Origin of the sequence: Mesorhizobium sp. M0626 (genome assembly GCF_040320665.1) — a bacterium.
Lineage (GTDB): Bacteria > Pseudomonadota > Alphaproteobacteria > Rhizobiales > Rhizobiaceae > Mesorhizobium.
On record NZ_JAMYQD010000019.1, the window covers coordinates 13424 to 26745 of the forward strand.

15 protein-coding genes are annotated in these 13322 nt (G+C 63.8%); 10 read left to right on the top strand and 5 right to left on the bottom strand.

Going from position 1 to position 13322, the window contains the following annotated elements; all coding sequences use genetic code 11:
* Positions 1-93 precede the first annotated feature (93 nt).
* Genes NKI37_RS23895 through NKI37_RS23920 form a run of 6 tightly spaced genes read left to right on the top strand, consistent with a single transcriptional unit; the run spans position 94 to position 5943 of the window.
* Positions 94-1347, top strand: a complete 1254-nt coding sequence (locus tag NKI37_RS23895; RefSeq protein ID WP_352744509.1) for a sarcosine oxidase subunit beta — start codon at positions 94-96, stop codon at positions 1345-1347.
* Positions 1347-1769, top strand: coding sequence for a hypothetical protein (locus NKI37_RS23900; RefSeq protein ID WP_023710913.1), 423 nt, complete (start codon positions 1347-1349; stop codon positions 1767-1769). Before NKI37_RS23895 ends, NKI37_RS23900 begins: the two co-directional genes overlap by 1 nt.
* A 12-nt stretch (positions 1770-1781) precedes the next feature.
* Positions 1782-2093 carry a sarcosine oxidase subunit delta gene (locus tag NKI37_RS23905; RefSeq protein ID WP_023683197.1) on the top strand — a complete coding sequence of 104 codons (312 nt, stop codon included), beginning with the start codon at positions 1782-1784 and terminating at the stop codon, positions 2091-2093.
* Positions 2090-5083: a sarcosine oxidase subunit alpha gene (locus NKI37_RS23910; protein ID WP_352788502.1), complete on the top strand. Its 2994-nt coding sequence runs from the start codon at positions 2090-2092 to the stop codon at positions 5081-5083. Before NKI37_RS23905 ends, NKI37_RS23910 begins: the two co-directional genes overlap by 4 nt.
* Positions 5076-5660: a sarcosine oxidase subunit gamma gene (locus NKI37_RS23915; RefSeq protein WP_023820628.1), complete on the top strand. Its 585-nt coding sequence runs from the start codon at positions 5076-5078 to the stop codon at positions 5658-5660. The genes NKI37_RS23910 and NKI37_RS23915 overlap by 8 nt, the downstream gene beginning before the upstream one ends.
* Before the next feature lie 52 nt (positions 5661-5712).
* Positions 5713-5943: a hypothetical protein gene (locus NKI37_RS23920; protein WP_023691851.1), complete on the top strand. Its 231-nt coding sequence runs from the start codon at positions 5713-5715 to the stop codon at positions 5941-5943.
* 140 nt (positions 5944-6083) lie between these two features.
* Here NKI37_RS23920 and NKI37_RS23925 read toward each other — a convergent pair whose 3' ends face one another.
* Together NKI37_RS23925 and NKI37_RS23930 are read right to left on the bottom strand one after the other, a co-directional pair.
* Positions 6084-6317, bottom strand: a complete 234-nt coding sequence (locus tag NKI37_RS23925; RefSeq protein ID WP_023671148.1) for a DUF680 domain-containing protein — start codon at positions 6315-6317, stop codon at positions 6084-6086.
* Between the two features lie 186 nt (positions 6318-6503).
* Positions 6504-7148 carry a TetR/AcrR family transcriptional regulator gene (locus tag NKI37_RS23930; protein ID WP_023671149.1) on the bottom strand — a complete coding sequence of 215 codons (645 nt, stop codon included), beginning with the start codon at positions 7146-7148 and terminating at the stop codon, positions 6504-6506.
* A 247-nt stretch (positions 7149-7395) separates the two neighbouring features.
* Here NKI37_RS23930 and NKI37_RS23935 point away from each other — a divergent pair, with 247 nt between their 5' ends.
* Positions 7396-8097, top strand: a complete 702-nt coding sequence (locus NKI37_RS23935; RefSeq protein ID WP_023691850.1) for a hypothetical protein — start codon at positions 7396-7398, stop codon at positions 8095-8097.
* 250 nt (positions 8098-8347) lie between these two features.
* On the opposite strand, the gene NKI37_RS23940 is transcribed toward NKI37_RS23935, so the two are convergent.
* Genes NKI37_RS23940 through NKI37_RS23950 form a run of 3 tightly spaced genes read right to left on the bottom strand, consistent with a single transcriptional unit; the run spans position 8348 to position 10703 of the window.
* On the bottom strand, positions 8348-9379 hold the full coding sequence (locus NKI37_RS23940; RefSeq protein ID WP_023728438.1) for a phosphotransferase family protein: 1032 nt from the start codon (positions 9377-9379) through the stop codon (positions 8348-8350).
* Positions 9376-9891 carry a MaoC family dehydratase gene (locus tag NKI37_RS23945; RefSeq protein WP_280790513.1) on the bottom strand — a complete coding sequence of 172 codons (516 nt, stop codon included), beginning with the start codon at positions 9889-9891 and terminating at the stop codon, positions 9376-9378. Before NKI37_RS23945 ends, NKI37_RS23940 begins: the two co-directional genes overlap by 4 nt.
* Positions 9888-10703, bottom strand: coding sequence for an SDR family oxidoreductase (locus NKI37_RS23950; RefSeq protein WP_023695624.1), 816 nt, complete (start codon positions 10701-10703; stop codon positions 9888-9890). Before NKI37_RS23950 ends, NKI37_RS23945 begins: the two co-directional genes overlap by 4 nt.
* A gap of 126 nt (positions 10704-10829) precedes the next feature.
* Here NKI37_RS23950 and NKI37_RS23955 point away from each other — a divergent pair, with 126 nt between their 5' ends.
* From NKI37_RS23955 to NKI37_RS23965, 3 genes are read left to right on the top strand one after another with little or no spacing between them, the layout of a single operon-like run.
* On the top strand, positions 10830-12068 hold the full coding sequence (locus NKI37_RS23955; protein ID WP_023686451.1) for an acyl-CoA dehydrogenase family protein: 1239 nt from the start codon (positions 10830-10832) through the stop codon (positions 12066-12068).
* Entirely contained in the window at positions 11971-12273 is a 303-nt protein-coding gene (locus tag NKI37_RS23960; protein WP_084558271.1) for a zinc-binding dehydrogenase, read from the top strand. The genes NKI37_RS23955 and NKI37_RS23960 overlap by 98 nt, the downstream gene beginning before the upstream one ends.
* 11 nt (positions 12274-12284) lie before the next feature.
* A complete protein-coding gene (locus tag NKI37_RS23965) occupies positions 12285-13322 on the top strand; it encodes a zinc-binding dehydrogenase (protein WP_023755046.1) in 1038 nt (345 codons plus the stop codon).

The following is a 13322-nucleotide window of genomic DNA, read 5'->3' on the forward strand; positions in this document are numbered from 1 at the left end:
CAGCGCAAGGGTGGAAGCGCCGTTTCGCTAGTGATACACCTCGCGCGCCGGGGCTGCGTAAAATACCCCACCGCCATTTGCGAGGCTGGAACGTTGAAAAAATATTCGGTATTCGCCATCGCCCGCGAGGCCATGCGCGGCCACAAGGGCTGGGAGGAACAATGGTCCTCGCCGGAACCGAAGAAGGAATATGACGTCATCATCGTCGGCGCCGGCGGTCATGGCCTGGCCACCGCCTACTATCTCGCCACCGTGCACGGCATCACCAATGTCGCGGTGCTGGAAAAGGGCTGGCTAGGCGGCGGCAACACCGGGCGCAACACCACCATCATCCGCTCCAACTACCTTTACGACGAGAGCGCCGGCATTTACGACCATGCGCTGAAGCTGTGGGATGGGCTCTCCCAGGAACTCAACTACAACGTCATGTATTCGGCGCGCGGCGTCATGATGCTGGCGCACAATGTGCACGACATCCAGGTGCTGAAGCGCCATGTCCATGCCAACCGTCTCAACGGCATCGACAATGAATGGCTGACGCCTGAGCAGGCGAAGGTATTCTGCCCGCCGCTCAACATTTCCAGGCAGGCGCGCTATCCCGTCGTCGGCGCCGCCTTGCAGCGGCGAGGCGGCACGGCGCGTCACGATGCGGTGGCCTGGGGCTATGCGCGCGGCGCTTCGGCGCGCGGCGTGCACATCATCCAGAATTGCGAGGTCACCGGCGTCAAGCGGGCGGCCAATGGCGCGGTCATGGGCGTCGACACGACGCGCGGCTTCATCGGCGCCAAGAAGGTCGGCGTGGTGGCTGCAGGCCACTCCTCGGTGATCATGAACATGGCGGGCGTGCGCATGCCGCTGGAAAGCTATCCGCTGCAGGCGCTGGTGTCGGAGCCGGTCAAGCCGGTGGTGCCTTGCGTGGTGATGTCGAACACGGTGCACGCCTACATCTCGCAGTCCGACAAGGGCGAGCTGGTGATCGGCGCCGGCACCGACCAGTATGTCTCCTATTCGCAGACCGGCGGCCTGCACATTTTGCAGCATACGCTGGACGCCATCTGCGAGATGTTCCCGATCTTCACCCGCATGAAGATGCTGCGCTCGTGGGGCGGCATCGTCGACGTGACGCCCGACCGTTCGCCGATCCTGGCCAAGACGCCGGTATCAGGCCTCTACGTCAATTGCGGCTGGGGCACGGGCGGCTTCAAGGCAACGCCCGGCTCAGGCCATGTCTTTGCCCACACGATTGCCAAGGACGATCCGCATCCTATCAACGCGCCCTTCACCATCGAGCGCTTCCGTACCGGCCGCCTCATCGACGAGGCAGCGGCGGCGGCGGTGGCGCACTGATGATGGTGGAGTTGGCTGTAGCGGTGCCGCTGGTGCTGGCGGGGGAGCAGGACCTGTTCCATTTTCCGTCACCGGACGAGGTGCGGACGCAGCCGATCAGCCGCGCCGGCAACGAAGCCAATTGGCCGTTTTCGATCGACGCCGGCATTCTGGCATGCGTGTGGAGTGGTGGCCAGAAGGTGGTCATCTTCATGGAGAACAGGCCCTCCGATCTCGGCGAGGACGACACATTCGAGCCGCGCAGCGTCATCGTGACGACCGATCCGTTTCAGCTCACGATCGGCAACATGGCGTATCGCGAGCTGTTTCGCCCCGCCGCAAGCGTGGAGGAGCGCATTCGGCTCGTCGCGCCTTTTGCGGCGATGGGCCAGAGGCTTTGCAACCAACCGGCCGGCGCGCATGTCGGCCACGGCGAATTGTAGGAACGAACGATAATGCTTCTCATCCGCTGCCCCTATTGCGAGGAAGAGCGCCCGGAGCTCGAGTTCCGTAACGCCGGCGAGGCGCATATTGCGCGTTCGGCCAACATGGCGGGCGAGAGCGACGACGATTTTGAAAAGTTCTTCTTCATCCGCTCGAACCCCAAGGGCATCATCTATGAGCGCTGGCGCCACATCCATGGCTGCGCACGCTTCTTCAATGCGGTGCGCGACACCGTCACCGACAAGTTCGTCATGACTTACAAAGCCGGCGAGCCGAAACCGTCCAAGCTGCCCAAAAACTCCAACGAAATGGCTTCCAAATGAGCGGCGCGTTCCGCATTCCGAGCGCCGGCCGTCTCAGCCAGGCGAAGACCGCGCGGTTCTCTTTCGACGGCCAGTCTTACACCGGCATCGAAGGCGACACGCTGGCCTCGGCGCTGCTTGCCAATGGCGTGCATTTGGTGGGACGTTCGTTCAAGTATCACCGTCCGCGCGGCTTCCTGTCGGCCGGAGCGGAAGAGCCCAACGCGCTGGTCGAGGTCAAGCGCGACGCGGCACGCAAGGCGCCCAACATCCGCGCCACGGTGCAGGAGCTCTATGACGGGCTCGTCGCCAACTCGCAAAACCGCTGGCCGTCGCTCGCCTTCGACGTCGGCGCGGTCAACGACATTGCATCGCCGCTGTTTTCGGCCGGTTTCTACTACAAGACCTTCATGTGGCCGAAGGCGGCCTGGAAGAGCCTCTACGAGCCGAAGATCCGCGCCGCGGCCGGCCTCGGCGTTTCGCCTGACAAGCCGGATCCCGACCATTATTCGTCGCGCTATGCGCATTGCGACGTACTGGTGCTGGGCGGCGGTGCGGCCGGCATTGCGGCAGCGCTTGCCGCTGCCGAAACCGGCGCGCGTGTCATCCTCGCCGATGAACAGGCCGGCTTCGGCGGCAGCCTGCGTTTCGAGAGCGGTGCGAAGATCGACGGCCAGGACGGTTATGCCTGGGCGCAAGGCGCGGTGGCCAAGCTCACCGCCATGGACAATGTCCGCGTTTTGTCGCGCACGACGGCGTTCGGCTACTACGCGCAGAACTTCGTCGGCCTGGTCGAGCGGGTCAGCGACCATCTGCAAAACCCCGGCCACGATTTGCCGCGCGAGCGCCTATGGCAGGTACGCGCCAAGCGCGTGGTGCTGGCGACCGGCGCCATCGAACGCCATATGGTGTTTGCCGACAATGACCGGCCCGGCATCATGCTGGCCTCGGCGGCGCGGACTTATCTCAACCAGTACGGTGTCGCGGTCGGCAAAAATGTCGGCGTCTACACCGCAAATGACTCGGCCTACTCCGCCGTGATCGACCTGAAGAAGGCCGGCGTCAACGTGGCGGCGATCGTCGACCTGCGCGACCATCCGACCGGACCTGTGATCGAGGAGGCGAGGGCGCTCGGGATCGAGGTCAATTTCGGCCGCGCGGTGATCCGCGCCGGCGGCAAGTTGCGCGTGACCTCGATGACGGTGCAGCCGAAGAATGGGGGCGGCGAGCGCACCATTCCGGTCGACGCCATCCTGATGTCGGCCGGCTGGACGCCGTCGGTGCATTTGTTCTCACAGTCGCGCGGCAAGGTCGCCTTCAATGACGAGACCAAGCGCTTCGTGCCGGGCATCTATGCGCAGGACTGCGTTTCGGTCGGCGCCTGCAACGGTACGGATGGGCTCTCGGCGTCGATCGACGAAGCCTATGCGGCCGGCGCCAAGGCGGCGAAGGATGCGGGCGGCAAAGTGGCCAAGGGCGTTAAGCCGAAGGTCGACGCGTCGGAAAGCTGGTCGCGCGGCATGCTGGGCGCGGCGCCCGGCGCCGGGTCGGACAAGACGGTCAAGGCCTTCGTCGATTTCCAGAACGACGTCACCGCCAAGGACATCCGCCAGGCGGTGCATGAAGGCATGCGCTCGATCGAGCACGTCAAGCGCTTCACCACCAACGGCATGGCGACCGACCAGGGCAAGACGTCCAACATGCACGGCCTGGCGATTGCCGCCGAGACGCTTGGCAAGCCGATCCCCGAGGTCGGGCTGACCACATTCCGCGCGCCCTATACGCCTGTTACTTTCGGCGCGATCGTCAGCCATTCGCGCGGTCCGCTGTTCGACCCGACACGCAAGACCGCGATCCATCCCTGGGCCGAAGCGCAAGGCGCCGTGTTCGAAGATGTCGGCCAGTGGAAGCGCGCCTGGTATTTCCCCAAACCCGGCGAGGACATGCACAAGGCGGTCGACCGCGAATGCGTCGCTGTGCGCAGCAATGCCGGCCTGTTCGATGCCTCGACGCTGGGCAAGATCGAAGTGGTCGGACCGGATGCGGCCAGGTTCATGGAACTGCTCTACACCAATCCATGGGAGAAGCTTGAGCCCGGCCGCTGCCGCTATGGCATCATGCTGCGCGAGGACGGCTTCATCTATGATGACGGCGTCGTCGGCCGACTGGCGCCGGATCGTTTCCATGTGACGACGACAACCGGCGGCGCGCCGCGCGTCATGAACCACATGGAGGATTATCTCCAGACCGAGTTCCCGCATCTGAACGTCTGGCTGACCTCGATCACCGAACAGTGGGCGGTCATCGCCGTGCAGGGGCCGAAGTCGCGCGACATCATCGCGCCGCTGGTCGAAGGCGTCGACATGTCGGACGAGGCGCTGCCGCATATGTCGGTGCGCGAAGGCAAGATCTGCGGCGTGCCGACCAGGCTGTTTCGCATGTCGTTCACCGGCGAGCGCGGTTTTGAAGTCAACGTGCCGGCCGATCACGGCCAGGCCGTCTGGGAAGCGCTGTGGGCCGAAGGCCAAAAGCATGGCGCCGCCGCTTACGGCACCGAGGCGATGCACGTGCTGCGCGCCGAAAAGGGCTACATCATCGTCGGCCAGGACACGGACGGCACGGTGACGCCGAACGATGCCGGGCTCGACTGGGCGGTCGGCAAGAAGAAGACCGACTTCGTCGGCATCCGCGGCCTGACGCGGCCCGATCTGGTCGCCAAGGGCCGCAAGCAGCTGGTCGGCTTGAAGACCAAGGACCCGAAAGTGGTGCTTGAGGAAGGCGCGCAGATCGTCGCTGATCCGAAGCAGGCGATCCCGATGAAGATGATCGGTCACGTCACATCCAGCTACTGGTCGGAAAATTGCGGTCGCTCGATCGCGCTGGCGCTGGTTGCCGGCGGCCGCGACCGGATGGGCGACACGCTCTATGTGCCGATGCCGAACGGGGTGATCGAAGTGGAGGTTACCGGCATGGTGTTCTTCGACGAGACGGGAGGGCGCCTCAATGGCTAAGGCTGCTGCAAAGAAGACGGCCCCAGCTGCAGCGCCGTCCATCGAGCGCCGCCCGGCCCTGGCTGGACGCGTCGTTTCCGCAACGGATGTCAAGGTCGAGGTGCTGCCGCCGGCGGAGCGCATGTCGCTGCGCGCGCCGGAGGCTTCCGTCGCGGCGCTGTCGAAGGCGCTCGGCCTGACCTTGCCGAAGCAGCCGAAAACTTCGGCGTCGAAGACAGGGCGCACGGCGCTGTGGCTTGGCCCTGACGAGTGGCTGGTTATCGATGAGGCTGGCAAGGATCCGCTGGCCGATCGTGCTGGGGTTGCCGCATTGCATTCGGCGGTCGGCATCTCGCACCGCAACGTCGCCTTCGCCGTCACCGGCCCGGCGGCTGCCGCCGCGATCAATGCAGGCTGCCCGCAGGATTTGTCGCTCGAGGCTTTTCCGGTGGGCGCGGCGTCGCGCACCATTCTCGGCAAGTGCGAAATCCTGCTGTTGCGCACGGCAGCCGACGCTTTCCGGGTCGAGTGCTGGCGTTCCTTCTCGGACTATGTCTTTACTTTCCTGTCGGAAGCAGCCAGCGACGCGGCGGCGTAGGAACGTTTGACGGGTCAAGCCGTTCTGCTTCCCCCATCAGGGAGAACATACGATGCCGTCGAAAGCGCCGCCGAAGTCAGCTGGCAAGACGTCCGCCGTGCGCTCACTCGAACATGAGCAGCATCACGAGGTGACTGCCGAAGAAGAGGAACTCGAGGAAGGCCTCGAGGACACGTTTCCGGCCAGCGATCCGGTGTCGATCACCTCGACCGCCATCCCAGGCGCGCCGGCAAGACCCGGCAAGGCCAAGACGGTGCCGGGTCGCAAACCGCGCAAGAAATAACCCGTTCGGCTACGCCAGGTTTGAACTCAGGAAAAGCCGGCTTGCGCTGAGGAAATGGGGGCGCTGAGGAAAAAACGGGCGGCCGGGATTATCCTGCCGCCCTTAAATTAATCGTTGTGCTGTGGTCGAGCCCGATCAACTTAGAACGTGCTCGGCACGATCCATGGGTTGATCTCGATGCCGAGACGCGGGCTCTTGGCCTTGACGTCGGACTTTTCGACCGAGCCGGTCACGGCGCAATCGAGCTTGGCATTGGTCGTGGTGTCGACGCAGGTGGCGGCGGGGGCCTGCTTGGTCGAGTGTGTGTTGTTGGCGGCGAAAGCCGAGCCGGAGAGAGCCAGCACGGTGGCGAGAGCGAGAAGGGTCTTGTTCATGTCTGTCTCCATCGGTTAAATTCTTTTCGTACATGTACGATACAACGTACACATACGCCCACCGAGATGGGTTTTCAAGTCGAAAAGCGTACGCGTACGACAAATTTTTTTGAATGCCGAAAATTGCGGCGCACTGACACAGCCGAAGCTGTCAGGCCGGACGTTGAATTGGAGGGGCGGGGATGCTCAGCAGTCGACCGGGGTCTCGGTCAGCGGCGGCACATTCTGAGTGCTGAGCGTGGCGAGTGTGAAATCGCACATCCGCGTCACGAAAGCCTGCGGATCCCCGAAGGGGTAGAACGGGAACGTGATCAAAAGCGAGATGGTGCCGTGGCCGACTGCCCAAAGCATGGTGGCGATGGCGCGCGGATCGCCCTGCAGCTTGCCTGCAGCAACGCAGGCCTCGACCCTGGATATCAGCGCTTTCATCGCCGGGTTGGCCTCTTCCATGTCCTCATAGCTTCTGCCTTCCGGCAGCTTGGTCTTTTCGGTCATGAACACGGTGCGGTATTCGTTGGGGTTGCCGAGCCCGAAGGCGGCATATTCGGTCATCACCGCACGCAAGGCCTCGATCGGATCGTCGGAAGGATGCTCCTCGATGCGGCGGGCAAGTGTTTCGAAGGCATCCTCGGCCAGCGCAAACAGGATGTCTTGCTTGTCGGCGAAGTAGGAATAGACCGACATCGGAGCATAGCCGACCCGCTTGGCCAACTTGCGGATGGTCAGGCCTTCATAGCCCTCTTCCTTGACGAGCTTGTGGGCTGCGTCGAGCAGTTCGGAACGCAGTTCGGCCTTTTGTTTCTCGCGGCGTTTCTGAACGCTCAGTGGCAAGATCCGGTGCCTTTGGTTGGTTGTGCATGACTGAATATATACGCTGTACGGAAACGGGCAAGGGCGCTGTCAGGGACATCAAAAAGCGACCTCAAGCTTTCTCTCGAATAGTCGTGCCCGTCTGGTCCATTTCGCCGGCATCTATGTCACAGCATGTGTAACCTGGGCGCACGCAGGCAACATCGGACCGTTACAAACAAAGCCTATTTGGCGGCTCTGCAAGAAATTTCGGTTTTCGGGGGCCTCTATGGCTGCGATAGAGCTTTCGTCCGGGCTGCCGGGCGCACATCCACTTTCTCATGGCGCAAGGCTGGCGCTCAGGCGAGTCGTGATAGTCGCATGGCTGGCGATCGCAATCGGCTTCGCCATGGAAGCGCTTATTCTGACTGCCGGATTTGCGGCAGGTTCGCACCCGGCCCCGACCCAGGTTCTGATCGACTTGGCGCAAGGCGTGACCTGGTCATTCTTCGTCTGCGCCGGCGTCAGCCTCGGCACGGCGATCACCAAGGTGCGAGCCTCGCTTGGCGGCCTTATCGCCATGATCTCGGGGCCGCTGGCCATGGGCATCGCCAAAGGTACGCAAAAGGTGATGGTGAGCGCGCTTGATGTATCGGCAAAGCCCGTGATCCTGTCGCTCACCACGCTCGGTATGTTGCGGGCGATCGAGTATGGCTTGCTGGGCTGGATGCTGGCTTCGCTGGCATCCAAGGAAAAACCTCGCTCGCTGCATTTCATGCTGGCGGGTGCCTTGGCCGGCGCGGTGTTCGGCGGCGGGATCACGGCGCTGACGATCGAGACCGCCGCAGCCAAGGACATTGCGCTGGCATTGCCGCAGGCTGTCGCCACCGGCCTCATTGAGATCGTGTTTCCGATCGGATGCTCGCTGGTCGTCTACATCGCCCTGCAAGTCAGCCGGCACATGAAGTTCATTTCCAGCGATGCGCGCTAGAGCCGGATGATTTCAGGTCGAATTGACCTGAATCTGAATCCGGCTCTAAATCAAATAGATAGAGCATGATGTCGTCCGAAAACCGCTTCACACTTTTCGGCATCATGCTCTGTCTACAGACGGTGATCGGTTTGCGTCCTGTTTCCAGGCCGGTTGCCACCGCCTCCGTGTGGGCTTGCTCCCCGGTCGGGGAACGGAACTGATCCGATCTGTCATCAAATCGCGCCGACCACACTATCTCATTGTCTACTCAGGTTCGGTCGATCAGCTTGGCGGCAAGGTGCGACAGCAGCTTCACCGCTTCGCCATAGGTCCTGGCCTTTTCGGGATTGGAGGCGTTGCCGTCGAGCGCCCGTTTGTAGACGCCCTGACAGATGGCCGCCAAGCGGAAGAAGGAGAAGGCGAGGAAGAAGCTCCAATTGTCGATGCCGCCCAGCCCGCGCCGCCGGCAATAGGCGGCGACGTACGCGTCCTCGGAAGGAAGGCCGAGGGCGGCGCGGTCGACGCCGCCAAGACCGCGAAAGCCCGAGGCGTGCGGCAGGCGCCATTGCATGCATTGATAGGCGATGTCGGCGAAGGGATCGCCGAGTGTCGACAGTTCCCAGTCGAGCACGGCCAGCACTTTCGGCTCATTGTGCGCGAAGATCATGTTGTCCAGCCGGTAGTCGCCATGCACGAGAGATTTTCGGCCGTCATCGGCCGGAATATGCGTCTCCAGCCACGCGATCAGCAGGTCCATGTCGGCGACCGTGCCGGTCTCCGAGGCGCGGTACTGGCTGGTCCAGCGTGCCAGCTGGCGTTCGAAGTAATTGCCGGGTTTGCCGAAATCGCCGAGCCCGACCGCCTCGACATCGACGTCGTGCAGGGCGGCCAGGGTGGCGTTCATGGCATCGTAGAGGGCGGCGCGCTCATCGTTGCCAGCGGCCTCCGGCACTGCCGGATCCCAGAAGATGCGGCCGTCGAGAAAATCCATGACGTAGAACATGCGGCCGATCGGCGTCGCCTCCGCCGACAGATGCAGCATCGCCGGCACCGGCACGGCGGTGCCGGCCAGCGCCTTCATGACCGTGAATTCGCGGTCGACCTGATGCGCCGATTTCAGCAACTGGCCCGGCGGCTTGGCGCGCAGGACATAGCGGCCGCTGGCCGCGGTCAGCAGATAGGTCGGGTTCGACTGGCCGGATTTGAATTTTTCGATTGCGGAAAGCCGTGCAAAACCAGGGATGTGCGCCTCGAGGTAAGGGGCTAGCGCTGTCTGGTCGAGCGTATTGGCGTCGCTCATGCGGTCTCCGGCTCACGCTCGATCAGCGTCAGCGTCAGCCAGCGCGCGGTCAGCGCCGGCTTCTTCGAGCCTTCGATCTCGATGGTCACGTCATGCGCCGTCTGCACCCAGCCCGACGGCCTGACCTTGACGTCGGCCAGCACGAAGCGGGTGCGGATGCGCGCGCCGGTCTTCACCGGCGCCAGGAAGCGCAGCGAATCGAAACCGTGGTTGACGCCCATCTTGCCCTTTTCCAGCGGCGGCATGGTCTCGAAGGTCATCGCCGAGAGCAGCGACAACGACAGGAAGCCATGCGCGATGGTGCCGCCGAACGGCGTCTCGTTTTTGGCCCGCTCGGGGTCGCAATGGATGAACTGGTGGTCGTCGGTGGCGTCGGCGAACTGGTCGATCATGGTCTGTGTGACCTCGCGCCATGGCGAGACGCCGACTTCCTTGCCGACGCTGGCCAGAAGCACATCGAGACTGATCGGTTCCACTGCGGTGTCCTCCCCTTGCCGCCGACCGCGGCTCATTCCTTGAACAGTGTCAGCCCATGCTGCACCGACTGCCCGCCGTCGATCGGCAGGATGGCGCCGGTGACATAGGAGCCGGCGCGGCTGCACAAATAGAGCGTTGCGCCGCCGATGTCATCCGCCACGCCGATACGTCCGATCGGCACATGGCTGCCGACATGTCTGGCCTTTTCTTCGGTGCCGGTGGCAAAGGCGGTCATCCGGCTCTGGAAGGGGCCGGGCGCGAAGGCGTTGACGGTGATGCGCCGCGCCGCGAGCTCGATCGCCAGCGTGCGCGTCAGGTGGTGAACGGCGCCTTTGGACGCGGTATAGGAATAGGCGTCGTCGGCCAGCGGCTGCGTGCCCATCACCGAGCCCAGATTGATGACGCGGGCCGGATCGGCATCGCTCGCGGCGGCTTCCAGCAGCGGCAGCAATTCGCGCGTCAGATGGAAGACGGCGGTGACGTTGACGGCGAACACCTTGGCCCAGCCGCTATAGGGAAAATCCTCCAGGGAGGCACCCCAGGATATGCCGGCATTGTTGACCAGAATGTGCAGCTTCTCGGTGCGCGCCTTGACCTCGCTGACCAGCGCGGCAATGCCGGCTTCGCTCGAGACGTCACCGGCGAAACCTTCGGCACTGCCGGAGCCGCCGAGCCCGTTCAACTCAGCGGCGACCTTGATGCAATCCTTGCCCTTGCGCGAGGCGATCATCACGGTAGCGCCGGCCTGGACCAAAGCGGTCGCAACCATGCGGCCGATGCCGGTCGCGGCTCCCGTTACCAGCGCGGTCTTACCCGCGACTGAGAACAGTTCTTCCAGATAGCTCATCGCAATTCCTCCGCGCCTTTCTGCTCACGGTCCGGGGCGAAAGGGCTCGCGTTGACAAGGCTAACCGAAGTACGGTCATCCTTGCCACGGGTAAAGTGCCTGGATGCGTGAAAGGGTTGGAGACCGATGGCGGACATCAATCTCGGCATGACCGAGCGGCTGAAGCCGATCCACGCCCGCGTCGCCGCTATGGTGCGCGACGAGATCATGCCGCTCGATCATGAGTTTTTGAGCGAGGTCGGCAAGGGCGGCGACCGCTGGGTCTATACCGCGCGGCAGACCGAAATCCTCGAAGGGTTGAAGAAAACGGCCAAGGATCGCGGCCTGTGGAATTTCTGGCTGACCGGCTCCGAGCGCGGCTATGGGCTGTCAACCGTCGAATATGCCTATCTGGCCGAGGAGATGGGCAAGGCGCATCTCGGCGCGGAGACCTTCAATTGCTCAGCGCCCGACACCGGCAATATGGAGGTGCTGGAGCGCTATGGCTCGGAGGACCACAAGCAGGCATGGCTGGCGCCGCTGCTCGAGGGGAAAATCCGCTCGGCCTATCTGATGACGGAGCCGGATGTCGCCTCCTCCGACGCCACCAACATCGCCATGCGCTGCGAAAAGCAAGGCGGCGACTATGTACTCAACGGCGAGAAATGGTGGGCGTCGGGGGCCGGGGACCCGCGCTGCGCCATCTACATTGTCATGGTTCGCACCGGCGAAGCCGAGACGCAGCACCGCCGCCATTCGATGATCCTGGTGCCGTCCGGCACCAAGGGCGTGACCAAGCTGCGGCCGATGCAGGTCTATGGCGACGACGACGCGCCGCATGGCCACATGCATCTTCGCTTCGACAATGTCAGGGTGCCGGCCGGAAACCTGATCCTCGGCGAGGGCAGGGGGTTCGAGATCGCCCAGGGGCGGCTTGGCCCCGGCCGCATCCACCATTGCATGCGCGCCATCGGCCAGGCCGAAATGGCGCTGGAGCTGCTGTGCCAGCGCTCGGTGCGCCGCGAGGCCTTCGGCCAGCCCTTGGCCAAGCTCGGCGCCAATTTCGACATCATCGCCGAATGCCGCATGGAGATCGAGATGGCGCGGCTGCTCTGCCTCAAGGCGGCGTGGATGATCGACCAAGGCGATGCGCGCGCAGCCGCGCCCTGGATCAGCCAGATCAAGGTCATCGCACCGCGCGTCGCGCTCAAGGTCACCGACGAGGCCGTGCAGATGTTCGGGGCGCAAGGCATCAGCCAGGACACGCCGCTGGCACGCTCATGGACGCATCTGCGAACCCTGCGCCTCGCCGACGGGCCGGACGCCGTGCACCGCCGGCAGGTGGCGCGTACGGAGCTCAGGAAATACACGCAGGAAAAGGTCTGAGCGGATGAAGGCCATTATCGCCCGCGATTTCGCGCCGCTCGGCCAGCTCGTCCATGCCGACAATCTGAAGGAACTGGTCGGCTGGCATCTCGCCGGCAAGGTTTGGCCGGTCATCGAAGGCACTTATCCGCTGGCCGATGCCGCCGCCGTGCTGACGCGCGTGCTTGGCCGTGGCGCATCCGGCAAGCTCATCCTCAAACGTTAAGGAGCCCCGCCATGGCGATACCTTCAGACATGAGAGCACTGCTGCTGATCGGCGACGGCTACACCAGGACGCCCTCCGGCAGCGTGCTGGAGGCGATGGAGCCGTATCTCACGCTGGGCAGCATCGGCGTGCCGACGCCCGGACCGAGCCAGGTGCTGATCAAGGTCAGCCTCGCCTCGATCAACCCGTCCGACGTCATGTTCATCAAGGGCCAGTACGGTCAGCCGCGCGCCAAGGGCCAGCCGGCCGGCTTCGAGGGTGTCGGCACGGTCGTTGCCAGCGGCGACGAGCCCTATGCGAAAAGCCTGATCGGCAAGCGCATCGCCTTCACCACCGGCGTCACCAATTGGGGCGCGTGGGCGGACTATGCAGTTGCCGAAGCTGCCGGCTGCATTCCGCTGCTCGACACGGTCCGCGACGAGGATGGCGCGGCGATGATCGTCAACCCGCTCACGGCGCTCGCCATGTTCGACATCGTCAAGCAGACGGGCGAAAAAGCCTTCATCATGACCGCCGGCGCCAGCCAGCTTTGCAAGCTGATCGCGGGTCTCGCCAAGGAGGCTGGGTTCCGGCCGATCGTCACCGTGCGCCGCGACGAGCAGATTCCGCTGTTGAAGGAGATCGGGGCTGCCCATGTGCTCAACGAGAAGGCGCCGGATTTCAAGGCAGCACTACGCGATGTGGTCAAGGCCGAGCAGCCGCGCATCTTCCTCGATGCCGTGACCGGGCCGCTGGCCTCGGCGATCTTCGACGCCATGCCGAAGCGCTCGCGCTGGATCATCTATGGACGGCTCGATCCGGACACCACTGTCATCCGTGAGCCCGGCCAGATGATCTTCCAACACAAGCACATTGAAGGCTTCTGGCTGGTCGAATGGATGCGCCAGTTCCGCGACAAGCGCGGCCCGGCGATCATGGAAGCACAGAAGCGCTTTTCGGATGGGCGCTGGTCAACCGACGTGACGGCGGTGCTACCGCTGGATGAGGCGATGGCGAAGGTCCCGGCGGAGCTGGCCAAGCCGAACGGGAAGGTGTTTATCAGGCCGTGA